Source organism: Pseudomonas sp. lyk4-R2A-10 (assembly GCF_030209075.1).
GTDB classification, from domain to species: domain Bacteria; phylum Pseudomonadota; class Gammaproteobacteria; order Pseudomonadales; family Pseudomonadaceae; genus Aquipseudomonas; species Aquipseudomonas glycinae.
The window spans coordinates 254,179-278,671 of record NZ_JARVSR010000002.1; the positions used below are offsets into that span (position 1 = coordinate 254,179).

21 protein-coding genes are annotated in these 24,493 nt (G+C 60.7%); all 21 read left to right on the forward strand.

Going from position 1 to position 24,493, the window contains the following annotated elements:
* The first annotated feature begins 369 nt into the window (after positions 1-369).
* The 21 genes from QRN46_RS03410 (at position 370) to QRN46_RS03510 (ending at position 24,489) form a co-directional block, all read left to right on the forward strand.
* Entirely contained in the window at positions 370-753 is a 384-nt protein-coding gene (locus QRN46_RS03410; protein ID WP_011336598.1) for a hypothetical protein, read from the forward strand.
* Between the two features lie 20 nt (positions 754-773).
* Complete coding sequence (locus tag QRN46_RS03415; RefSeq protein ID WP_011336597.1) at positions 774-1,157, forward strand: hypothetical protein; 384 nt, start codon at positions 774-776, stop codon at positions 1,155-1,157.
* Complete coding sequence (locus QRN46_RS03420; protein ID WP_011336596.1) at positions 1,154-1,558, forward strand: hypothetical protein; 405 nt, start codon at positions 1,154-1,156, stop codon at positions 1,556-1,558. Before QRN46_RS03415 ends, QRN46_RS03420 begins: the two co-directional genes overlap by 4 nt.
* Positions 1,555-1,998, forward strand: a complete 444-nt coding sequence (locus QRN46_RS03425; RefSeq protein ID WP_011336595.1) for a hypothetical protein — start codon at positions 1,555-1,557, stop codon at positions 1,996-1,998. Before QRN46_RS03420 ends, QRN46_RS03425 begins: the two co-directional genes overlap by 4 nt.
* A gap of 17 nt (positions 1,999-2,015) precedes the next feature.
* Positions 2,016-2,447, forward strand: a complete 432-nt coding sequence (locus QRN46_RS03430) for a hypothetical protein (protein ID WP_011336594.1) — start codon at positions 2,016-2,018, stop codon at positions 2,445-2,447.
* 27 nt (positions 2,448-2,474) lie between these two features.
* Positions 2,475-4,262, forward strand: a complete 1,788-nt coding sequence (gene tssF, locus QRN46_RS03435; RefSeq protein ID WP_011336593.1) for a type VI secretion system baseplate subunit TssF — start codon at positions 2,475-2,477, stop codon at positions 4,260-4,262.
* Positions 4,226-5,233 (forward strand): type VI secretion system baseplate subunit TssG, encoded by a 1,008-nt coding sequence (gene tssG / locus QRN46_RS03440; protein WP_039765146.1) that lies wholly within the window; start codon positions 4,226-4,228, stop codon positions 5,231-5,233. Before tssF ends, tssG begins: the two co-directional genes overlap by 37 nt.
* Before the next feature lie 11 nt (positions 5,234-5,244).
* On the forward strand, positions 5,245-7,902 hold the full coding sequence (gene tssH, locus QRN46_RS03445; protein ID WP_011336591.1) for a type VI secretion system ATPase TssH: 2,658 nt from the start codon (positions 5,245-5,247) through the stop codon (positions 7,900-7,902).
* A 10-nt stretch (positions 7,903-7,912) separates the two neighbouring features.
* Positions 7,913-9,439 (forward strand): sigma-54 interaction domain-containing protein, encoded by a 1,527-nt coding sequence (locus QRN46_RS03450; protein WP_011336590.1) that lies wholly within the window; start codon positions 7,913-7,915, stop codon positions 9,437-9,439.
* Between the two features lie 93 nt (positions 9,440-9,532).
* Positions 9,533-9,673, forward strand: coding sequence for a hypothetical protein (locus QRN46_RS03455; RefSeq protein ID WP_003229566.1), 141 nt, complete (start codon positions 9,533-9,535; stop codon positions 9,671-9,673).
* Between the two features lie 18 nt (positions 9,674-9,691).
* Positions 9,692-10,885, forward strand: a complete 1,194-nt coding sequence (gene tagH / locus QRN46_RS03460; RefSeq protein WP_221615816.1) for a type VI secretion system-associated FHA domain protein TagH — start codon at positions 9,692-9,694, stop codon at positions 10,883-10,885.
* A gap of 5 nt (positions 10,886-10,890) precedes the next feature.
* Complete coding sequence (gene tssJ / locus QRN46_RS03465; protein WP_011336587.1) at positions 10,891-11,391, forward strand: type VI secretion system lipoprotein TssJ; 501 nt, start codon at positions 10,891-10,893, stop codon at positions 11,389-11,391.
* A gap of 2 nt (positions 11,392-11,393) precedes the next feature.
* A complete protein-coding gene (tssK, locus tag QRN46_RS03470; protein ID WP_011336586.1) occupies positions 11,394-12,725 on the forward strand; it encodes a type VI secretion system baseplate subunit TssK in 1,332 nt (443 codons plus the stop codon).
* Between the two features lie 5 nt (positions 12,726-12,730).
* Positions 12,731-13,606 (forward strand): type IVB secretion system protein IcmH/DotU, encoded by an 876-nt coding sequence (gene icmH, locus QRN46_RS03475; RefSeq protein ID WP_011336585.1) that lies wholly within the window; start codon positions 12,731-12,733, stop codon positions 13,604-13,606.
* 13 nt (positions 13,607-13,619) lie between these two features.
* Entirely contained in the window at positions 13,620-17,159 is a 3,540-nt protein-coding gene (gene tssM / locus QRN46_RS03480; RefSeq protein ID WP_201819813.1) for a type VI secretion system membrane subunit TssM, read from the forward strand.
* On the forward strand, positions 17,159-17,887 hold the full coding sequence (locus QRN46_RS03485) for a PP2C family protein-serine/threonine phosphatase (protein ID WP_011336583.1): 729 nt from the start codon (positions 17,159-17,161) through the stop codon (positions 17,885-17,887). Before tssM ends, QRN46_RS03485 begins: the two co-directional genes overlap by 1 nt.
* Complete coding sequence (locus QRN46_RS03490; protein ID WP_221615814.1) at positions 17,884-18,885, forward strand: serine/threonine-protein kinase; 1,002 nt, start codon at positions 17,884-17,886, stop codon at positions 18,883-18,885. Before QRN46_RS03485 ends, QRN46_RS03490 begins: the two co-directional genes overlap by 4 nt.
* A 28-nt stretch (positions 18,886-18,913) precedes the next feature.
* The gene (locus QRN46_RS03495; RefSeq protein ID WP_285354281.1) at positions 18,914-21,139 is read left to right on the forward strand and encodes a type VI secretion system Vgr family protein; all 2,226 of its coding nucleotides are present in this window, start codon (positions 18,914-18,916) and stop codon (positions 21,137-21,139) included.
* Positions 21,136-22,143 (forward strand): DUF2515 family protein, encoded by a 1,008-nt coding sequence (locus QRN46_RS03500; protein WP_011336580.1) that lies wholly within the window; start codon positions 21,136-21,138, stop codon positions 22,141-22,143. Before QRN46_RS03495 ends, QRN46_RS03500 begins: the two co-directional genes overlap by 4 nt.
* Before the next feature lie 71 nt (positions 22,144-22,214).
* Entirely contained in the window at positions 22,215-23,018 is an 804-nt protein-coding gene (locus tag QRN46_RS03505; RefSeq protein ID WP_285354282.1) for a hypothetical protein, read from the forward strand.
* Positions 23,019-23,094: 76 nt separating this feature from the next.
* Positions 23,095-24,489, forward strand: a complete 1,395-nt coding sequence (locus tag QRN46_RS03510; protein ID WP_011336578.1) for a TIGR01777 family oxidoreductase — start codon at positions 23,095-23,097, stop codon at positions 24,487-24,489.
* Positions 24,490-24,493: the final 4 nt, after the last annotated feature.

Below are 24,493 nucleotides of genomic sequence, written 5' to 3' on the forward strand. Positions count from 1 at the left end.
TTGCCCGTAAGGTTTACCACAACGCTGGCTACGCCTTTGACCAACTCGTCAAGCGTCAAGGCCTTACGGCTGCGGATGCTGCCAACTATGCGCAGGAAGAGTTCAAAGAGACCTCGGCCCATGAATTCGGGCATCTGATTCTCAACGAATACGGTGGTGGGCTGATCCCGAACTACTCGTGGACGCACAAAGAAACCTCAACGTTGATGCAAAACCCCAAGGCAAACCACCCGACACCGAGCACGGGTGAGGTGGATGTCATGCATTACTTCAGCAGCTACACCCAGACGTCCACCAACCTGCAGAAGCGCATGGCCGCTTCTGAACAGGACGTGAAAAGCCTGCTTTGGTTGGCCAGGGTTGAATTCAATGACTAGGTTCGCCGGTTTCATCCTGCTGTTTGTTTCCTTGTACGGCTGTGCGGCGCAGCAGGTCTACAACAACCATGTGTACATGGAGAACCGTTGTGGCCAGCCACTCGAGATGAAGGTTTCCAATAGCTCAAACATGCACTCACTGGATCGCACCCTGACAGTTGCAGCAGGCGCTCGTGCGCTCGTGGCGAGTTTTGCCTCGTACGGTGAAGACGTGATCGAACAGATCCCGAGCAACTATCAGCTGACCATCGACGACGCTGCGGGCAGTAAATCCATTGACGCCACTCAGTTGAAACAGCGCCTGGCAGTTGTCGAGAAAGTTACTGAAGGAACCCAGCGCGAGTGGACGATCCGTGAGGCTTCGATCTGCCCATGAAGCTGTCAGGAATCATCTGCATGTTGGGCTGGTCCGGGCCTTTCGCGTTTTTGGCCACGTTGACTGCCTGCGCTGCTCAACGGGTCTATCGCAATGACGTGTACCTGCAGAACACTTGTGGAGTACCGCTGGAGCTGACGTTGGCAAACGACTCCAACTACGACGATCAACCACGCAGCTTCACGTTGGCTCCGAATGAGCGCAGCTCCGTCGCCAACTATAAATCCTTCGGCGAAGACGTATCAGGTCAGATCAGCGACCGATACAGCCTGAAGCTTAAAAGTCCGGCCGCGACTAAAACCATCGACGCGCAGACATTACGAAAAGCCTTGGCGAGCATAGAAAAAACTGAAGAAAGGGGTGTTCGCTCATGGACGGTCGATAACGGGGCTTTCTGCCCATGAAGCGCTTTTTTCGGATCGGCTCCAAGAAGCTCAGTGCCTGGCAATGCCTTGTAGCTTTTCTCAGCTCGGTCGGTTTGCTGGCGATTCTGATCGGCCTTGCGTTGCTGTTGCGAATGGAACACTCCACCGAGCCCAAGCTGTTCGCCCATCCCAATGCTCTGTGGATCGGTGCCGAAGATGGCGGGGTATTCGTTGAAATTACCAGGAGCGAGGCACCGGACTACTACGTTGAGATCCGCCACGAGGGTGGTGGAATGTGGACCGAAGGTTGGATTCGTTATGGCACACGGGACAGTTATCCGCTCAGCGCCGCAGCTGTCGGCGGCTACGATGGCGTCGAGCTCTATCTGTACACGGGCGTCGCGATCACGTCGCAAAAACAGGGAATTGCGCAGCAATGAATATCTACGTGCGCCTTGCTCTGTGTCTGGTGATTCACGCGGTGGGATGCGTGTCCTACGTATTTCTGAACAACGCAGTCGTTGTGGCCTACAAGGCGTTTAACGGCGGATTTACTACCCGTGGGGTGGCGATCGGTATTGCTCACTACATGTTCATTTACATCTTTTTCGGGGTGAACGCGCTGGCCGCGATTATCCCGAAACTGTGGGCCAAGCTCGGCCTGCTCACACTAATGGTTGCCTGGATTCTATTCATGATGGTGCCCGACAACCCGTTGCGGGCGCTGTTCTACACCGTGGCTCAGGGCGGGGTGACGTTGCTGGCGATTCTGGCCACGCAGCTCATTGAGCTGCGCCTGGAAAAGCGCGCGTTGATGCGGCAGGCAATGCCTGCGATTGCTTCGCAGAACGTGCTTTCGAAGATGAGGACCTGCCCGTGATCGGTGTATCGAATCAGATGCCCATCCTCAGCCGCGCGCAGCTGAGTTTTTTCATGGGTGCCTTGTGGACGCCATTCTTGGCCATGCTGGCGTTTTCATCCTATGGCCTGTGGATTGGCGATTATTCGACATTCGATTCGTCCGAGACCCACTGGGTGTATCTGTTGTGGTTTGGCATGCCCGGACTGTTGTTATTTGCGCTGTGGGTATCGCGAACCGCGAAGAGCCGCAATGAGCAGCAGGCGCTGCGAATGGTCTGGCTGGCGCCGTTGAAGATCATCCCTTTCTACGCGGTGCCCTGGATGCTTTATGGCTTGTGCAGCCTGGTCATCGGGCCGTTCGACAATGCTTTCATGGCCTATGGCTGGATCCTGCTTGTGCCGTACCTCCTGATCGCCGGTTACTTCTGCGCCGGCGTGACGGTTGCGCTCTACAGGATATTTTTTTGATGAGTTCCACTACCAGGCAGGTAACCCGTGTCCTTTAACCACTACTACCAAAGCGAACTCACCGCACTGCGCCAGCTGGGCCGCCGTTTCGCCGAGCGTAGTCCGGCGTTGGCGCCGTTCCTGGGGCAGGCCGGGCGGGATCCGGATGTGGAGCGGTTGCTGGAAGGCTTTGCGTTTCTGACCGGGCGGCTGCGCCAGAAGCTCGATGACGAGTTGCCGGAGCTCAGCCATTCCCTGATGCAGTTGTTGTGGCCGAACTACATGCGCCCGCTGCCGGCGTTCAGCATTCTGCAGTTCGATCCGCTCAAGCGTTCCGGGCCGGCGCTGAAGGTCGAGCGTGACACGCCGATCGAGAGCGTGCCGATCGAAGACGTGCGTTGCCGCTTTCGCACCTGCTACCCGACCGAAGTCATGGCGCTGGATCTGGCCGCGCTGAACTACTCGGTGAAGGGCGACGGTTCGCTGCTCAGCCTGCGCCTGGAGATGAGTGCCGACGGCCACCTCGGCGAGCTTGAGCTGAGCAAGCTGCGCCTGCACTTTGCCGGCGAGCGCTACATCAGCCAGATGCTCTACCTGAGCCTGCTGCGCAACCTCGACGGCATCGAACTTATCCCGCTCGACGGCGCCGGCAAGCCGATCGATGGCGTGAGCGGCAAGCCGATGGCGTTCAAGATTCCGGGCGACCGGGTCAAACCGGTGGGCTTTGCCGAAGAAGAAGCGTTGATCCCGTATCCGCTGAACACTTTCCGCGGCTATCGCTATCTGCAGGAATACTTCGCCTTCCAGGACAAGTTCCTGTTCGTCGATGTCCACGGCCTCGACATCCTCAAGGCGCTGCCGGAAGACACCCTCAAGCAGATGCGCGGCCTGGAATTGCGCTTCGACATCCGCAAGAGCGGCATCATGCGCATGCGTCCGACCCTTGATAACGTGAAGCTGTTCTGCACGCCGATCGTCAACCTGTTCAAGCACGACGCACTGCCGATCCGCCTCGACGGCAAACAGGATGAATACCTGCTGCTGCCGGCCGAATACGATCTGGAAAACTGCGGCGTGTTCTCGGTGGAAACCGTGACCGGCTGGAAACCCGGCGGCCTCGGTTATCAGGAGTACGTGCCGTTCGAATCCTTCGAGCACGACCCAAGTTTCGACGTGCCCAACAGCCGTCCGCATTACAGCATCCGTCAGCGTTCGTCGCTGCTGCACGACGGCCTCGACACCTACCTGAGCTTCGGCATCCGCCACACCGAAGCCCATGAAACCCTGTCGATCGAGCTGGTCTGCACCAACCAGAACCTGCCGCGCAAACTCAAGCTCGGGCAGATCTGCATGGCCTGCGAAGAGACCCCGGAGTTCCTGAGTTTCCGCAACATCACCCCGGCCACTTCGAGTTTTGCGCCGCCGCTGAACCGTGACTTCCTGTGGAAGCTGATCAGCAACATGTCGCTTAACTATCTGTCGCTGGCCGACGTCAATGCATTGAAGGTGATTCTCGAAACCTACGACCTGCCGCGCTACTACGACCAGCACGCGGAGAAGGTCAGCAAACGCCTGCTCGGCGGTCTCAAGCACATCAAGCATCACCACGTGGACCGCTTGCACCGTGGTTTGCCGGTGCGCGGTCTGCGCACCGAACTGACCATCGACCCGGAAGGGTATATCGGCGAAGGCGACCTGTTCGTCTTCGCCTCGGTTCTCAACGAGTTTTTCGCGCTTTACGCCAGTCTCAATTCATTCCATGAGCTGCGGGTAAAAAGCACACAGGGAGAGGTGTACCAATGGACACCACGTATGGGCCTGCAGCCCCTGCTTTAAGCGGGCTGACGAAGGTAATACGCGAGTACTCGCTGTTTCAGGCCGTGCTGCTGGTGATCGACCGGCTGCGCGATGCGCACCCGTACCTGAGCGAAGACGATTTGTACGACCAGCTGGAATTCCAGGCCAACCCGAGCCTCGGATTTCCGCGCAGCGACGTCGATCGCGTGGAGTTTTTCGAAGAGCACGGGCAGATGCGCGCGCGCCTGCGGTTCAACCTGATCGGTCTGGTCGGTTCCGGTTCGCCGCTGCCGGCGTTCTACGGCGAGCAAGCCCTGGGCGACAGCGAAGACGGCAACCCGACGCGCAACTTCCTCGACCTGTTCCACCATCGCCTGCAACGGCTGATGCTGCCGATCTGGCGCAAGTACCGCTATCGCGCGAGTTTCCAGAGCGGCGCGGTCGACCCGTTCTCGTCGCAGCTGTTCGCCCTGATCGGCCTCGGCGGCGACGAGATCCGCAAGGCCAAGGAACTGAACTGGAAACGCCTGTTGCCGTACCTCGGCCTGCTCAGTCTGCGGGCGCACTCGGCGGCGCTGATCGAAGCGGTGCTGCGTTACTACTTCAAGCACGAAGACCTGGTCATCGAGCAGTGCATCGAGCGCCGCGTGGAAATCCTCGAAGAACAACGCAACCGCCTCGGCTTCGCCAACAGTGTGCTGGGTGAAGACCTGGTGCTGGGCGAACGCGTGCGCGATCGCAGCGGCAAGTTCCGCATTCACATCACCGAACTCGACTGGGAGCGATTCCACGAATTCCTGCCCATCGGTTTCGGTTACCAGCCGCTTTGCGCGCTGGTGCGGTTCACCTTGCGTGACCCGCTCGATTACGACATTCGCCTGGTGCTGCGCCCGGAAGAAATCCGCGAACTGCGCATTGGCGAGAAGAACGACTGTCGCCTGGGTTGGACCAGTTGGCTGGGCTGCGAGAAAGCAGACGGCGTGGTGACCCTGGGCAGCAAAATTCATTAAGGACGTGAGCCATGATCAACGTAGACCTGCAACAACTCATCCAGGCGCTGGACGCCGAAACCCGTCGCGATCTGGAGCGTTCGGCCGAGCGCTGCGTGGCCCGTGGCGGCAGCAAGATTCTGGTCGAAGACTTGCTGCTCGGCCTGCTGGAGCGCCCGAACGGTTTGCTCTCGCGGGCACTGCAGGATGCCGACGTTGATGCCGGCGAACTGAGCGCCGCCCTGCAATCGCGGGTCGAGCACAGCGCTTCGCGCAACCCGGTGTTCGCTCCGGAACTGGTGCAGTGGCTGCAAGACGCGCTGCTGGTGGCCAACCTTGAACTGGGCCAGACCTCGGTCGAAGACGCGGCGCTTATCCTCGCGCTGCTGCGCAACCCGATGCGCTACGCCGGCAGCCGCTACCAGCCGTTGCTGGCCAAACTGAACATCGATCGCCTGAAGGAATTTGCGCTGTCGCAACAGCCTCAGGCAGCGGCCAACGGTAAGCCGGCCGCCCAGGGCGAATCGCTGCTGGAGCGCTTCACCCATAACCTGACCCAACAGGCCCGCGACGGCAAACTCGACCCGGTGCTGTGCCGCGATGGCGCGATCCGCCAGATGGTCGACATCCTCGCCCGTCGCCGCAAGAACAATCCGATCGTGGTCGGTGAAGCCGGTGTCGGTAAAACCGCCATCGTCGAAGGCCTGGCCTCGCGCATCGCTGCCGGTGAAGTGCCGCAGGTGCTCAAGGGCGTCGAGCTGCTGTCGCTGGACATGGGCCTGTTGCAGGCCGGCGCCAGCGTCAAAGGTGAATTCGAACGTCGTCTGAAAGGCGTGATCGACGAGGTCAAAGCCTCGCCGAAGCCGATCATCCTGTTCATCGACGAGGCCCACACCCTGATCGGCGCGGGCGGTAATGCCGGCGGTTCCGATGCGGCCAACCTGCTGAAGCCGGCACTGGCGCGCGGCGAACTGCGCACCATCGCCGCGACCACCTGGGCCGAGTACAAGAAATACTTCGAAAAAGACCCGGCGCTGGCCCGTCGTTTCCAGCCGGTTCAACTGCACGAACCGACCGTGAGCGAAGCCGTCACCATCCTGCGTGGCCTGGCTCAGGTCTACGAAAAGAGCCACGGCATCTACCTGCGTGACGACGCGGTGGTTTCCGCAGCCGAGCTGTCTGCTCGTTACCTGGCCGGTCGGCAACTGCCGGACAAGGCCGTCGATGTGCTCGACACCGCGTGCGCCCGCGTTCGCATCAGCCTCGCTGCTGCCCCGGAAAGCCTGGAACGCCTGCGTGGCGAACTGGCTGAAGGCGGTCGTCAGCGTCAGGCCCTGCGCCGCGATGCCGAAGCCGGTCTGCTGATCGACCACGAAGCGCTGGAGGCACTGGAAGCGCGCCTGGACGAAGCCGAAGCCGAAATGGTCGCACTGGAAACCCAGTGGACCGAGCAGAAACAACTGGCCGAGCGCCTGCTGGAACTGCGCCAGCAACTGGCCAAGGCCCGTGAAGCCGCTGCGGTCGAGCCGGTGGTGACCGTTGAAGAAGACGCCGAAGGCACCGTGATCGAAACCCACGCCGCCGAAGTTGACGAAGCTCTTAGCGTCGAAGCGCTGGAAGCACAACTCAACGAAACCCACAGCGCCCTGACCGCCGCTCAGGTCAAGGAGCGTCTGGTCAGCTTCGAAGTCTGCCCGCGTCTGGTGGCCGAAGTGATCAGCGCCTGGACCGGCGTGCCGCTGGCGCAACTGGCCCGCGAGCACAACGCCAAGGTCGCCAGCTTCGCCACCGACCTGCGCACCCGCATCCGGGGTCAGGAACAAGCCGTGCACGCCCTGGATCGCTCGATGCGCGCCACCGCAGCCGGCCTGAACAAGCCTGACGCACCGGTCGGCGTGTTCCTGCTGGTCGGCCCGAGCGGCGTCGGCAAGACCGAAACCGCACTGGCACTTGCCGACCTGCTGTACGGCGGCGACCGTTTCATCACCACCATCAACATGTCCGAGTTCCAGGAGAAGCACACCGTTTCCCGCCTGATCGGTGCACCGCCAGGTTACGTCGGTTACGGCGAGGGCGGCATGCTCACCGAGGCCGTGCGCCAGAAGCCGTACTCGGTGGTGCTGCTCGATGAAGTCGAGAAGGCCGACCCGGACGTGCTCAACCTGTTCTACCAAATCTTCGACAAAGGCGTGGCCAACGACGGCGAAGGGCGCGAGATCGACTTCCGCAATACGTTGATTCTGATGACCTCGAACCTGGGCAGCGACAAGATCAGCGACCTCTGCGAAGACGGCGCGCGTCCGACTGCCGAAGTGCTGGAAGAAACCATTCGCCCGGTGCTCAGCAAACACTTCAAACCGGCGCTGCTGGCGCGGATGAAAGTGGTGCCGTACTACCCGGTCGGCGGCCCGGTGCTGCGCGAGCTGATCGAGATCAAGCTCGGTCGCTTGGGCGAGCGTCTGAACCGTCGCCAGCTGGATTTCACCTGGTGCCAGAACCTCGTCGATCACCTGTCCGAGCGCTGCACCCAAAGCGAAAGCGGTGCACGCCTGATCGACCACTTGCTCGACCAGCACGTGCTGCCGCTGGTGGCCGACCGCTTGCTCGACGCCATGGCCACCGGTGAAAGCCTCAAGCGCGTGCATGCGACGCTCGACGGTGAAGCCAGCGTGACCTGCGAGTTCGCCTGAGGTGAGTGTGATGTTCACTCAAGTGCCGCAGCCACTGCTCTATGCCGAAGCCTTGCTGGCGCAGTTCGCCAGCCTGTCGCGCGCGGCGGACGGTGCTGCGCTGCTGGGTGACTTCGTGCGCGGTCTGGCCGGGCTGAGCGGTTGCGAACTGACGCAGCTGTACTTGCTGGACGCCACGCACACGTCGCTGGGAATGAACGCCGAATGCCTCGACGGTGTGCTGCAACCGCGCAGCGCGGCGAGCCTGCCGGCGGACTACAACGGCGAGCAACTGTTGCAGTTCGCCCTGTGCCAGAACCGCGTGGTGAGCTTCGACGACCTGGGCGGCAGCCTGCACGAAACCAGTTTTCTGCCGGCGTCGTCCACGCCGTGGCAGTCGCTGTTGTGCGTGCCGCTGGTCAATCAGCAGAAGGCCGTCGAAGGCCTTCTGCTGTGCGCAAGCCGTCGCCACATCGACCTGCAAGGCTTCGCCGATTCCCTCGGCCAGCTCGGCTCGTTCGTGCTTGGTCAGCTGCATCTGCTGCAGCGTCTGCGCCAGCCAGTGGATGCGGCCGCGCCGGTCGTGCGCAGCCTGCCGAGTGCCAGTGGCTATGGCCTGATCGGCAAGAGCGCGGCGATGCGCCAGACCTACTCGCTGATCAGCAAAGTCCTGCACAGCCCGTACACCGTGCTGTTGCGTGGCGAGACCGGCACCGGCAAGGAAGTGGTCGCGCGGGCGATCCACGATTGCGGCCCGCGCCGGTCCCAGGCGTTCATCGTGCAGAACTGCGCGGCGTTCCCGGAAAACCTGCTGGAAAGCGAGCTGTTCGGCTACCGCAAAGGTGCGTTCACCGGCGCCGATCGCGACCGCGCCGGGCTGTTCGACGCGGCCAACGGCGGCACTCTGTTGCTCGATGAAATCGGCGACATGCCGCTGTCGCTGCAAGCCAAATTGCTGCGTGTATTGCAGGAAGGCGAGATCCGTCCGCTGGGTTCCAACGACACCCACAAGATCGACGTGCGAATTATCGCTGCGACGCACCGCGATCTGTCGGTGCTGGTCAGCGAAGGCAAATTCCGCGAAGACCTGTACTACCGCCTCGCGCAATTTCCGATCGAGTTGCCGGCCCTGCGTCAGCGTGAAGGCGACATCCTCGACCTCGCCAAACACTTCGCCGACAAGGCCTGCACTTTCCTGCAACGTGATCCGGTGCGCTGGTCGGACGCAGCGCTGGAACACCTGTCCGGTTACACCTTCCCCGGCAACGTGCGTGAACTCAAAGGTCTGGTCGAACGCGCGGTGCTGTTGTGCGAGGGCGGCGAGTTGCTGGCCGAACATTTCTCGCTGCGCCTGGAATCGGCGCCAGCGCCGGAAGACCACTGCGGCCTCAATCTGCGCGAACGACTGGAAGCGGTCGAACGCAATCTGTTGCTCGATTGCCTGCGCAAGAACGACGGCAACCAGACGCTCGCCGCCCGGGAACTGGGCTTGCCGCGCCGCACGCTGCTGTACCGGCTCGGCCGCTTGAACATCAATCTGGGTGATTTCGATGGGTAGGCGAAAGTCCGTCGGATTCACCTCGAACACCTATTTCAGCGCCGCCCGCAAGGGTCGGCGCTTTGTGCTTTGTCTACACCTGGAGACCCTCTGATGTCTGTTCGTCACTGGCACGCTGTCCTGCTGACCCTCGTCGTTCTATGCGGCCTCGGCGGTTGCAGCGGCAATTACAAATTCAACGATAACGATTACCGCCCGCTGGGTGATCCGCAGGCGGTCAATCGCGGCAAGTGACCGCAAGGAGCATCAAACATGGAATTGGTTTTCGAAATGCTGAACACCAAGCAGTTCGTGCCCACCGAGCTGTGCCAGCGGACCTTCAAACAGGCCGGTGGCGTGATCGGGCGGGGCGAGGACTGCGATTGGATCATCCCTGACCGCAAGCGTCACTTGTCCAACCACCACGCGATCGTTAGCTATCGCGAGGGTACGTTTTTCCTGACCGACACCAGCAGCAACGGTGTTCAGGACGGCGACAGCGGCGCACGCCTGCACAAGGGCGAACCGGTGCGCATCGAGCACGGCAGCACCTACGTGCTGGGCGACTTCGAGATTCGTGCGCGACTGGTGCGCGATCCGGCGACGTTCGACGGTGAAGTCGGCCTGCCACGTGCCGCCGGCAGCATCATCCCGGACGACGCGTTTCTCGACCTCGATCCGTTGAAGTCGCTGGAGCAGCAAGAGCGCGTGTACTCGGAATTCGAGGAAATGCTCGCGCCGGTGACCGACCCTGAAGACTCCCGTCAGCGCGCCGACTATGCGCGTATCGACATGGAAAGCCTGATGGTGCCGGAGCTGATCGTCGAACCCAAGCCTGAGCCTGCACCGGCACCGAAAGCGGTCGAGCGTCAGAGCGAAACCTTCTGGGACAAATTCGGCGCGGCCCTCGGCGTGAACGTGAAGAACCTCAGCCACGACGAGCGTGAAGCTCTTGCGCTGAACGCTGCACGTCTGCTGCGCCAGAGCATCGGCGGTCTGCAACAGAGCCTGCGCACCCGTTCCGAGCTGAAGAACGAACTGCGTCTGGCCCAGACCACCGTGCAAGGCACCAACAAGAATCCGCTCAAATTCGCCGTCGATCCGAGCGAAGCGCTGGACATCCTGTTGCAGCCGCACAAGCCGGGCCACTTGCCGGCCGAGCAGGCGATTTCCCGCGCGTTCCGCGATTTGCAGGCGCATCAGGTGGCGCTGCTGACCGCCAGCCGCGCGGCGGTACGCGGCACTCTGGAGCACTTCTCGCCGGAGCAGTTGACCCTGCGTTTCGAGCGCGACAACAAGCCGTTGCTCGCCACCGCTGGCGGGCGCTGGAGAGCGTTCAACCGTTACCACCACGCGCTGCGTCAGGACGACGACTGGAGCGAGCGCCTGCTGGCCCGCGACTTCGCCCAGGCCTACGAAGAACAGATCCGCCTGATCTCCACCCTCCACACCGACCACCAAGGATGATGCGCATGTCTCGCCGCTCGACCGCTTTTTTCAAGACGCTGACCGCGCTCACCCTGTTGGTGCTGCTCGCCGGTTGCTCGTCGCTGTCGCCGTATTCGAAAGTGACCAAGATCAACCTGAAGCTGACCGGCAGCGATCAGTTGAACCCGGACCTCAACGGTCGTCCGTCGCCGATCGTGGTGCGCCTGTTCGAACTCAAGCACCCGGTGACCTTCGAGAACGCCGATTTCTTCAGCCTCTACGAGCGCGCCAAGGAATCCCTCAACCCGGATCTGGTGGCCAGCGAAGAACTCGAACTGCGCCCGGGTGAAACCGTGGAGCTGAAACTCAGCGTGGAGGAGGGCAGTCGCTTCATCGGCATCCTCGCCGCGTACCGCGACCTGCCGGAAACCAAATGGCGCCACACGTTCCCGATCACACCGCTGGAAGTCACCGAAGCCGATCTGACCCTGGATCAGGCCGGTATCCGCAAGACCAACGAAGTGCTCGCCAAGGCGGATGACTGACCATGAATACCCATAAAGTCATCTGGCAGGAAGGCATGCTGCTGCGCCCGCAGCACTTCCAGCACAACGACCGCTACTACGATCACCAGATGAAGACCCGCACCCAGTTGCTGGGCGGCTACACCTGGGGTTTCCTGAATCTGGAGATCGACCTGCAGTTCCTCAACATGGGCAAACTGGTGATCAGTGAAGCCTCGGGGATCCTGCCGGACGGCAGCCTGTTCGAACTCGGTGGCAACACCGAGCCGCTGGCGCTGGACGTACCGCCGAACACCGGCAACATGCCGATCTACCTGGCGCTGCCGCTGGTCACCGGTAACCACATCGAGGCCCGGCGCCCGGAGCAGTCCGATGTGCTGGCGCGCTACACCGCATATGACGCCGAAGTCGCCGACTCCAACGCCGGTGATGATTCCGCCAGCCAGGTCAGTTGCGGCCGCCCGGACTTCAAGCTGTTGCTCGGCGAGCAGCAGAGTGACCAGGCTTACGTGAAGCTGAAGATCTGCGATGTGCTCGACACCACGCCGGACGGCGTGATCAGCCTCGATCCGGATTTCGTGCCGACCTACATTCAGGCCCACGCCTCCAGCTACCTGCTGTCGTGCCTGAAAGAAGTGATCAGCATGCTCGGCCACCGGGGCGACACCATTGCCGAGCGCATTCGTTCGAACGGCAAGGTCGGCGGCGCGGAAATCGGCGACTTCATGATGCTGCAACTGATAAACCGCACCGAACTGCTGCTGCGCCACTACCTGGGCCTGGAGCAGGTTCACCCGGAAGAGTTGTATCGTACGCTGCTGACCATGCTCGGCGATCTGGCGACGTTCTCCAGCGACAGCAAACGCCCGCGTCTGGACAGCCGCTACTCCCACGCCGACCAGGGCGCGAGCTTCCGCAAACTGATGGAGTCGATCCGTCAGGTGCTGTCGATGGTGCTGGAACAGCACGCCATCGAACTGATCCTGCAAGCGCGTCAGTACGGGATCATCGTGTCGCCGCTGCACGACCACAAACTGCTGGGCTCGGCGTCGTTCGTGCTGGCAGCCAGTGCCAACTGCGACTCCGAAGAACTGCGCAACCGCTTGCCTGCGCACCTCAAGGTCGGCCCGGTGGAGCGCATCCGCCAACTGGTCAACCTGCACCTGCCGGGGATCAAGGTCAAACCGTTGCCGGTGGCCCCGCGGCAGATCGCGTTCCACTCCAACAAAACCTATTTCATCCTCGAACTCAGTTCCGAAGACCTGGCACAACTCGAGCGCTCCGGCGGCTTCGCGTTCCATGTGTCCGGCGAATTCGCCGAGCTTGAACTGAAATTCTGGGCCATCAGGAACTGACCGACATGATCAAGGACATGGAACACAACCAGGACGACAAAACCGTCCTGCTCGACCGTCAGGGCCATGGCCCTGCGGCGAGTCCGCTGACCGACTTCGCCGCGCCGCCGCGCTTCGAACAACTGGAAGAACGGATGATCTACGCCGCGCGCCTGCGCCCGGCGGAGGCCTTCAATATCAGCCTCAATTCGCTGGTGGCCGCGTCGTCCGAACTGCTGTCGGAAGTGGTGCGCCTCAAACACAGCGAAACCCGCGAAGACCTCTACGCGCTCAACGAGCGCCTGACCGCCGGGCTCAAGCTGTTTGAAGTGCGCGCCCTGCACAACGGCGCCGAAAGCAGCCAGGTGATGGCCGCCCGTTACGTGCTCTGCACCGTGGTCGACGAAGCCGTCGTGACCACGCCGTGGGGCAACGAGAGCGAGTGGTCGCAGATGAGCCTGCTCAGCAGCTTCCACAACGAAACCTTCGGTGGCGAGAAGTTCTTCCAGCTGCTCGATCGGCTGTCGAAAAACCCGGTCAAGCACCTGCCGATGCTGGAGCTGATGTACCTGTGCCTGTCCCTCGGTTTCGAGGGCAAGTACCGCGTGCAGGCGCGCGGCATGCTGGAACTCGAAGGCATCCGCGACGCCCTGTACCGGCAGATCCGTCAGTTGCGTGGCGATGTGCCGCGCGAATTGTCGCCGCAGTGGGAAGGCCTCAACGATCAGCGCCGCAATCTGGTGCGCATCGTGCCGGCGTGGATGGTGGTGCTGTTCACTTTCGTCTGTCTGGTGATGATGTATTCGGGCTTCGCCTGGGTCTTGGGCGAGCAGCGCGACACCGTTCTGCAACCTTATCAGCCGCTTGATCCGGCCGCGGCCCAGCCGCAGTCGCAGCCGTAAACAGGGACGTGTGATGAAAAAGTTTTTCAAGAAAGTCGGCGCCTTCCTGCGCCAGACCTGGGTCTGGACCTTGCTGCTGGTGCTGTTCGTGGCGCTGCTGGTGTGGTTCGTCGGCCCGTTGTTGGCAGTGGATGACTACAAGTTCTGGGAAAGCGCGACCTCGCGTCTGCTGACCATCAGCGTGCTGTTCCTGATCTGGGGCCTGACCATGGTCTTCGTCAGCTGGCGCGCCGGGATCCGCAAGAAAGCCGTCGAAGAAACCGAAGACGGCCAGGACCGTATCCGCCGCGAAGAGTTGATCGACGAAGAGCAGAAAGAGTTGAAAGAGCGTTTCAAGGACGCCCTGAAAACCCTCAAGACTTCGAGCCTGTACCGCGGCCGCAGCGAGCGCTGGCGCAATGACTTGCCGTGGTACTTGCTGATCGGCCCGCAGGCCAGCGGCAAGACCAGCCTGCTGGACTTCTCCGGGCTGGAATTCCCGATCAACAAGATCGACCGCAAGCTGACCCGCGACACTCACGGCACCCGTCATTGCGACTGGTACTTCGCCGACCACGGTGTGCTGATCGACACCGCCGGCCGCTACCTGACCCAGCCGGATGCGGAAGTCGACGGCAGCGCCTGGACCACCTTGCTGGAACTGCTGCGCAAGCGTCGTCGCGGTCGTCCGCTGAACGGCGTGCTGGTGACCATTCCGGTGGAAACCCTGACCGGTGGCAGCGAACAGGACATCGAAACCCTGGCCCGCCAGGTGCGTGCGCGTCTGCAAGACGTCTATCAGAAGCTGCACGTCGATGTGCCGGTGTATCTGGTGCTGAGCAAGGCCGACAAGCTGCTGGGCTTCGACGAGTTCTTCGATCAACTGACCCGCGAAGAAAGCGATCAGGTGCTGGGTACCAGTTTCCGCAAGGATCAGGTCGGCACCGACGTGACGGTACTGCGCAACGAGTTCGAAGAGCTGCTGCGTCGCCTCAACAGCCAGGTGATCATGCGCATGCACTCCGAGCGCGACACCCAGCGCCGTGGCCGCATCCTCGACTTCCCGCACCAGATGGGCCAGATCGGCGAGCGTCTGTGCCTGCTCGTCGATATGGCGTTCACCGGCAACCGCTACCAGCGTGCGACACAACTGCGTGGTTTCTACCTGACCAGCGCACCGCACCTGACTCAGGAAATGGATTCGACCACCGCCGGCATCGGCGCGAGTCTGGGCATGAGCGCCGGCGTGTTGCCGACACTGCGCAGCGGTCGTTCGCGTTTCATCCATCATTTGCTCAGCCGGGTGATTTTCCCGGAGGCCGATCTGGCCGGTCTGGACAAGCGCGAACGCAGCCGCATCCACTGGGGCCAGCGTGCGTTGTACGTCGGCGCGCTGGGTGCTCTGGTTCTGTTCGGCATGCTCTGGGCCGGTGGATTCTCGGCCAACTACGAGCGTCTGGAAAACCTGCGCAACCTGGCGCAGAACTGGACCCAGCAACGCACGGCACTGTCGCCGCGCGATGACGCGATGGGCGCGCTGAAAACCCTCGACACCAGCTACGCTGCCACCCAGGTGTTCCCGAAAAAAGGCGACGCGGCGTACCACGAACGGATGGGGCTGTATCAGGGCCAAGACGTCAATCCGGTGGTCAAGGAGGCTTACGAGCGCGAGCTTGAAAAGCAACTGCTGCCACGCGTCGCGACGATGCTTGAAGGCCAGATCCGCGCCAACATGAAGGACCGCGAAAAGCTGATCAACAGCCTGCGTGCGTACCTGATGCTGAACATGAAGGATCGTCGTGACGCGGCATGGCTCAAGGACTGGATCGCGGCTGACTGGTCGCAGCGCTACACCGGCAACACTGCGGTGCAGAACGGTCTGAACACGCACCTTGAGCGTCTGCTGCAGCAGCCGTTTATCTACCCGCTCAACGAGCAACTGGTGACCCAGGCGCGTCAGGTGCTGCGCAGCGAATCGCTGGCGACCGTGGTTTACCGCATGCTCCGCGAGCAGGCGCGCAACCTGCCGGATTACCGTTTCAGCCAGCACCTCGGGCCGCAAGGCTCGCTGTTCATCGGTACCGAATACGTGATCCCGGGCTTCTACACCCAGACCGGTTATCAGCAGTATTTCTCGGTACAAGGCGCGTCGCTGGTGACCGACATCCTGCGTGACAACTGGGTGCTGGGCGAAGGCGCCGGCATCAGCGACATGGACTTGCGTCGCCTGATGGTCGAGCTGGAGCAACTGTACTTCCGCGATTACGCCAACTACTGGAGCGAGGCCGTTGGCCAGGTGGCGCTGCCGCCGATCAGCGATGCCGGTGAAGGCGCCGAGCAACTGGCGGGCCTGACCTCGGCCAACTCGCCGGTGCTGGCGCTGCTGACCGAAGTGCGCGAGAACACCCGTTTCCCGGCTGCTCCTGAGCCGGTGGACGAAGCCGGTGACGCTGCCGATGCGCTGGCGGGGCAGAAGGGCAAGCTGGGCAAGGTCGGCAAACTCGCTTCCGCTGTCGCCGACAAGGCTTCGGCGATGAACGTAGCGAAAAACCTGCCGGACACCGCCAAGAAGTCCCTGCAACGTCGCTTCGAGCCGCTGCACAAATTGCTCGACGACAACAACGGCCCGGCCGCTGACCTGACCCCGGCCTTCACCGCGCTCAACGACCTGCAACTGCAACTGGCGGGCCTCGCCCGTTCCAGCACGCCGGAGCAGGCCGCGTTCGAACTGGCCAAGACCCGCATGAGCGGCCAGCGTGATGCGCTGACCAACCTGCGCAATGCATCGGGTCGTCTGCCGCGTCCGTTGAGCGTGTGGTTCAACGTGCTGGCTGAGGACTCGTGGCGCCTGGTGCTCAACGATGCCTACCAGTACCTGAACGGCCGTTATCAGAACGAGCTGTACAGCGTGTATGGCAAGACGATCAACAAGCGTTACCCGTTCAGCGCCTCGAGCACCAGCGATGTGGCGATCAGCGATTTCCGCGAGTTCTTCCGGGCTCAAGGCACCATCGACCGCTTCTTCGACAGCTACATGCGTCCGTTCGTCAGCGGTGATCCGGGCAACTACCGGATGCGCAGCATCGACGGTCGCAGCCTGCCGGTGTCCAAGGTCTTCCTCGACCAGATGGCGGCGGCCCTGAACATCCGTCAGAGCTTCTTCTCGATCAATCCGGCCGAGCCGACCGTGCAGTTCAAGCTGGAGCCGTACACCCTCGATCCGGCCGTCAGCCGTTCCGAGTTCAAGTTCGGTGACAAGACCATGGAATACCGCCACGGTCCGATCCTGCCCATGACCTTCAAGTGGCCGACCGATGCTGAAGACGGTCGCACCAGCCTGGTCATGGACAAGATGGCCGGGCGCCCGATCGGCATCGAGAAGAACTCCGGCCCGTGGTCGCTGTTCCGTCTGTTCGACCTGATGCAGACGGAGTACCTGACCGGTCGCGACGTGCTGGTGCTGAAAGCCGATGTAGGTGGCCTGCGCGCCAACTACCTGCTGACCAGCCAGCGCACGCCGAACCCGTTCGACATGGGCGTAATGCGTACCTTCCGTATGCCGGTGCAGCTCTGATGCTGGTGGCCAGTCCCTGGCGCAGCGCGGCGCGAACCGACCCGGGCAAGGTGCGGTCGCGCAACGAAGATGCCTTCCTCGACACCCCGCAGCATGGGCTGTGGGTGGTCGCGGACGGCATGGGCGGTCATCAGGGTGGCGACATCGCCAGCCAGTTGATCGTCGCCAGCCTGGCTGAACTGCCGCAACACGAGGACTTCGACGAACGCCTCAAAGCCATCCGCCAGTGCCTGCACTGGCTGAACCGGCGGCTGGGGCAGGAGTTGACCGTCACCGCCGGGCGTCACGACAGCATCATGGGCAGCACCGTCGTGGCGCTGCTGGTGGACGGCAATCGCGCGGCCTGCATCTGGGCCGGCGACAGCCGTTGCTACATGTGGCGCGGGCAGCGGTTATATCAGCTGTCGAAGGATCACTCGCTGCAGCAACAACTGATCGACGAACAGCAGATGAGCGTCGAACAGGCAGCGGCGCACCCGGCGGCCCAGGCCCTGACCCGGGCGGTCGGCGCGGCGGAACAGTTGACCCTGGATGTGCTGGAACTCGAGGTCTATCCCGGTGATGTGTTCCTGCTGTGCAGCGATGGTTTGTATCAAGGCCTGAGCAGCGATGCCCTTGGCAACGCCCTCAGCCTGGCGGCGCCGCATGTGGCGCTGGAACGTCTGTTCGACGGCGCCCTGCGGGGTGCCGCTCGCGACAACCTGACGGCCGTGGTGATCCGCCAATGACTGAAATCGAATCCTCAGTCGACGACTTGCTGATGAGCGAAGAGCAGGCCAACAACCTGACTTATTTCGCCTTCGCCAAGCAACATAATGCCGAACCCGCGCTGGCGCCGACCAAGGCCAGCGTCGGCGCACTGCCGGATGTTCTGGCAGGCCGCTACCACCTCGAGCGTCTGCTCGGGGCCGGTGGCATGGGAGCGGTTTACCGGGCCCGGGATCTGCTGCACGAGCAGTTCGGCGATCCCGATCCTTACATTGCGCTGAAAATCCTCAGCGAAGAATTTGCCGAGTCGCCGGACGCCAGTGCCTTGCTCTACAGCGAGTTTGCCCTGACCCGACGCCTGCGCCACGACAACGTGCTGCGACCGCACACGTTCGAAGTCGACACCGATTGCCAGCGGGCCTTCATCACCATGGAACTCATGCGTGGCCTGACTCTGGACAAACTGCTCTGCGAGCGGCCGCTGGGCCTGCCGTGGAAAGAACTGCGCGACATCGTGCTGCCGCTGCTTGACGCGCTGGCCTACGCCCACCGTCGCGGCGTGCTGCACGGTGACATGAAACCGAGCAACGTCATGCTCAGCGAAGACGGCGTGCGCCTGTTTGACTTCGGTCTCGGGCAGGCCGAGGAGGGCATCCTGCCCGGCCTGCCGCACCTGAGCCGCGAGCGTTTCAACGCCTGGACCCCGGGCTACGCCGCCCCCGAACTGCTTGAGGGCCAACCGCTGTCGGCCAGCGCGGACGTGTACGGCGTGGCCTGCGTGATCTATGAACTGGCGGGCGGCAAACACCCGTTCCGCCGCTTGCCGTCGACTCAGGCCCGTGACGAACACCTGGATCGCGAGCTGCAAGCCCCGGCAAATCTGCCGACACACTGCTGGCCCGCGCTGCGCACCGCGCTGGCCTTTGACGCGGCAGAGCGCACCATCACTGCCGACCAATTGCGTGACGCCTTGGGCGCCACTTCGTCCTGGCTGCAGCGTTTGCGGCTGAGGGCGTAACGGATGACATTCGAACAGGGAGCACTTTATGTTCAACCCAGCTAACGAAACGCACTTCAGCCTGACTGTTGAAGATTACGTAGGCGACCTGCAAGTCCTGTCGTTCACCGGCACCGAAGGCATCAGCCAGCCGTTTCGTTTCGACATCGAACTGGTCAGCGAAAACCCGGATCTGGACCTGGAAAAACTCCTGCACAAACAGGCATTCCTCGCCCTCGATCCGCAGGGCTCGGGCATCCACGGCCAGATCTACCGCGTGGCCCAGGGCGATGCCGGCAAGCGCCTGACCCGCTACAAGGTTTCACTGGTGCCGCAGCTGCAATACCTGCATCACCGCACCAACCAGCGCATCTACCAGCAGATGTCGGCGCCGAAAATCATCGCGCTGATCCTCGACGAGCACGGCATCAAGGGCAACGCCTACAGCTTCCAGCTCAGCCAGCCGTGCCCGGATCGCGACTACTGTGTGCAGTACGACGAAACCGATCTGCACTTCGTCCAGCGCCTGTGCGAAGAAGAAGGCATTCACTACCACTTCCAGCACAGCAAGAAGGGCCATCTGCTGGTGTTCGGCGATGACCAGACCGTGTTCCCCAACCTCGGACAACCGACCGCGTATGTACAGGGCAGCGGCATGGTCGCCGAAGAACCGGTGATCAAAGGCTTCAAGCTGCGCCTGGAAACCCGCACCAGCCGCACCACCCGTCGCGACTACGACTTCGAAAAACCGCGCCTGCAAATGGAGGCGGCGTACAGACCTGATGGCGAGAGCACTGAGCCGGATCTCGAAGACTACGACTACCCCGGCCGCTTCATCGACCGGGCGCGCGGCAAGTTCCTCAGCCAGCGCGCCCTCGAACGCCATCGCGCCGACTACCGCCAGGCCGAAGGTCGCGGCGACCAGACCAAACTCGTCAGCGGCCACTTCATGGAAATGTCCGATCACCCGCGCAGCGAGTGGAACGACCTGTGGCTGCTCACCGAAATCTTCCACGAAGGCAAACAGCCGCAAGTCCTCGAAGAATCGGTGACCAGCGACACCACCGACAACAAGGATGACTTCCACCAGGGCTACCGCAACCGCTTCCTCGCCACCCCGTGGGACGTGTTCTACCGCCCAGCGCTGGAGCACCCGAAACCGCGCGTGCTCGGCAGCCAGACCGCCATGGTCACCGGCCCCAAAGGCGAAGAAATCCACTGCGACCAGTACGGCCGCATCAAAGTGCAATTCCACTGGGACCGCGAAGGCCTGGCCGACGACAAGACCAGCTGCTGGCTGCGCGTCTCCAGCAGTTGGGCCGGCGATCGCTACGGCGCCATCTCCATCCCGCGCATCGGCATGGAAGTCCTCGTCACCTTCCTCGAAGGCGACCCCGATCAACCGCTGGTCACCGGCTGCCTGTACCACAAGGAAAACCCGGTGCCGTACGCCTTGCCGGCAAACAAAACCCGCAGCGTCTTCAAAACCCTCAGCTCCCCGGGCGGCGGTGGCTACAACGAACTGCGCATCGAAGACAAAAAAGGCGCCGAACAGATATTCATCCACGCCCAGCGGGACTGGGATGAAAACGTTGAGCACGACCAGAAGATTCGCGTCGGGAATGAACGTCACGACACGGTGGTGAAGAACAGCTACACCGAGCTCAAGGCAGAAGAACACCGCACCACCATAAGCGACCGCAAGATCGAAGCGAAAGCCGACGATCACCTGACGGTAGGAGAAAGCCAGCACATCAAGCTCGGTACCGCCCAGTTGACCAGTGTGGGGAAAGAGATCCACCTGAAGTCTGGCGACAAGATGGTGATTGAGGCTGGCACCGAACTGACCATTCTGGGCGGTGGGAGCTTTATCAAGCTCGATGGCGGTGGTGTGACGGTGGTTGGACCGGTGGTGAAGATCAATGCCGGAGGCTCGGCGGGAAGCGGTACGGGGATTGGCATTCTGGCACCGGTCATTCCGCTGATTGCGGATCAGGCTAGGGCGGGGAACACACTGAAGTCTGGTACTGCCAATAGTCCGAAGTATGACGAACAAATCCGTTTTGTGACCGGGCTCGGTCAACCCATAAAGTCTGTGAAGGCAGCGATTATTGTCCCTTCGTCGGTCGCTCCTAAAATCTCCAAAAGCAACGCAGATGGTCTGCATCCGCGTGTGGTGACTGACAGCGAGGAAACCGCTGAGGTCCATCTGATGTGGGACGAACTCATCGTGCCGGAAGGCTCCGACGATTACGAAGCGAGTAGAAATAAATGAGCGCACCCGTTGCTACATTCAAAACCAATAACCAAAGCTGCTCCGTTCAAGACATCACGTTGAAATGCGACAAGCTATGGACGATGGGGCAGCAAGAGGCTATCAGCCGACTGAGTGTCTCAGAAAAGAGCTGGTTTTCTTCGTCGAGCAAAATGGTATTGGTGGGTGACTTCAGCGCGCGAGCCGCGCGCATTGCAGCAGCCTATGCTGAGTTTTATCTAGAGCGTGGTGAGGACGGCAAACCTGACTTGAAGGGACGCTTTTACTGGATGGGATTGGCAGCTTTCGCGAGCAAGCAAGTCATGTGTGGTCTCGATTACATTCCTTCGGAACCGTACCTGACAGGCATAGTGCCGTTGCCATTTCAGATCCCCTACAAAATAGGCAAAAATGGCCTCGGCATGGGCAACTTTTGGCTGTTTCAGGATATTTTTGTCTGGCATTGGTTCTATAAAAAATATCCGGAGCAATTTAATGACTGTGCCCCGAAGCGAAACGCGAAGAGCTGCGATGCGCAAGTTCAGATGAATATCGATGAGTTGCCTTGGGCGGATAAAGCACTACCTGTTCTGAAAAATCTGGGACTGACTCCTGACATCACTGCAGGCTTCAACCTCATAAAAAAATCCGAGACGACATCTGATCCGGTTGCGAAACGAAATATTCAACAGCAATCACTATTGGCAATTGCTGATCATGAACAAAGAAGAATTCTTCAACCGCTTATCTATAACGGCTTTTTGTTTCAGAAAGTTCTGCAGACACAAGCTGCCGCTGAGGGTGCGCCGTTTGTACCGTTGCGGGTTGCTTCTTTCAGTTCTGCCTGTGATGTAAACAATAAGGAGTTGCGGGTTCAGATGACTAAAGGGGACTTGTTTAACGAATCTGATCGAATGGAGTTTATTCTGGAAATTGCAAAGCAATACCATAAAATGATGGGGCAAAAGAAAGATTATATGGAGCAGCAAATAGAGACGATTTCTACCTGGAAAAGCCGAAAATGAAATTTTACGGGTTGTTGATTTTTTTATTGCTCGCTGCATGCGGTGACTCAGACAAAGTAGGGACTGTTTCCATGGCAAACAAAACCCAGTTAATCAATGTTGAGATTGGTGAGGAGATAAGCAATCTACTTTCTAGTTCTCCTGTGTCTTTTTCAAAAGAGTGCATTTCTGATGTGGATATGTGCTGGTATAAAGTTAAAAAGTCATTCGGTGATGAAGACCTTCCATCAGTCGAGGTGAATAAATCTCTGCGTCTAGACCAGGTTGCGAGTGTCAGTACTGCAGTAGATGGTGAGGTAGGCACTACTGTGGAGAACCTCGACTTATCAGTTCGGAGTCTCCCGGATGGAAGCAAGCATGATGAGTATCGAGCGTTTCTATACGATCTCATAAAAGATATAAAGAAGGCGGGCTGGGTACACTATTACGCACCTTCTGATCCTAGAATTTCCGGTAGTCAAATTGGCAAGATTAATTCAGCTGATGAAGTCATGGGTGATAGCGTATTAAGTCATCCGTGGCTGGATCCGAACTATAATCTGGATCATGAGCGATGGTTGAAAGTCGGTAAATTCTACAATTGGCATTTTTATAAGGATGGCAATCATCTTACGTTGCAAGCATGGCGGCGAGACTCTGATGCTGCTCCTGATGAGCGCGGAACGTATTTGGTAAGTTTGAGCTTCACCACCGAGCGTGAATACTGGAGTGCTGCTTTCACCGAGGCTGAAGATAAAAAGCGTTGGAAAGAGCTGCTGCCAGCCAAGATGAAAGAATATGCTGCTATTCGGAAGTCCCGAGAAGACAAGGCGGAAAAGGCGGGTATTAAAATTGACTCAAGCTATCAAGATCCAACCATCAAAGCATTGAAGTAAGTTGGAAGGAGACGGGTTGTATTCTTCCTGTCTCCTTTAAACTCCCCGCCCTCAAGGAACGCGCTCAGGACACGGAATGCCAGCCCCCTCTTTCTCTCTTCGCCCCGTGATGGTGCTTTGGCTGTACGCCGCGGCAATCGTGCATGTGCTCGCCGGTCTCACGCTGACCTGGGCCGGTCATTCCGGATTACTCGACGGCTATTTGCACACCCTCGAACTCGCGTTCTGGGGCGCCGATGCGGTCCCTGCCGCCGGTCACGAGCTGCAGGTCTGGTGGCTCGCACTGTTCGGCGCGACGCTGCAAAGTTATTCGCTGTACATGCTTGCGTTGGTGCACCTCGGCAACCGTCTTAAAACTCCCGCAATTTGGGGATGGTTGATGGCGGGCGTGCTGTTATGGGCGCCGCAGGACATGTGGCTTTCAGCTCAACAACAGGTCTGGTCGCATCTGTGGCTCGACGGTTTTGCGCTGCTGGTGCTGTTGCCGCCGCTGGTCTGGTTGCTGCTCCATGATCGTCGGAAGTCTCCGCCAGAAAGGGCCGTGAGCAAATCCAACCCGTTTGCCGGCGGCGCCTACAAGCGTGTGCTGATCACCGGGGGTACCGGGTTTATCGGTGAAGCCGTGGTCAATCAGTTACTCGACGCCGGCCACACGGTCAGCGTGTTAGCGCGTGATCCGTTGAAAGCGGCGAACCTGTTCGACGGTCGCGTCCGCTGTGTGCGGTCGTTGAGCGAACTCGACCGCGACGAACCATTCGACGTAGTGATCAACCTCGCCGGCGCACCGGTCGCCGGTCCACGCTGGAGCCCCGAGCGGCAGGCGCAATTGCTCGCCAGTCGGGTCAACACCACTGAAGCGTTGATGACCTGGCTGAAAAACGCCAGGCACAAACCCGCGCTGTGGATTCAGGCCTCGGCCATCGGTTTCTACGGCGTGCGCGATGCCAGCGAAAGCCTCGATGAACAGGCGAGCAAGGGTGACGGTTTCATGGCCGAGCTCTGTGCGCGTTGGGAGGCTTCGGCGCAACCCGCCACGCAGTTTGGCGTGCGCCAGGTGGTGCTGCGCCTCGGCGTGGTGTTCGGGCCGGGCGGTGCGCTGCTGCCGTTGCTGATTCCGTTTCGCCTAGGTTTCGGCGGGCGGATGGGCGATGGTCAGCAGATCATGAGTTGGGTGCATCGCGACGATGTGATTCAGGTGATCGCTCGATCCTTCCACGATGAAAATTTGCGCGGCACCTACAACATGGTCGCGCCTGAAACCGTCAGTCAGGCAGCGTTCGCCGAGAATGTTGGCAAGGTCCTCAAACGTCCGGTGTGGTTCCACATTCCGGCCGCGCCAGTGCGTGCGTTAGCCGGGGAAATGGCTCAGTTGTTCTTCGACGGTCAGCGTGTGGTGCCGCAGCGTTTGAGCGAGGCGGGCTACACGTTCCGCTATCCGACCCTCGACGCCGCGCTGCGCGATCTGGTCTGAGGAT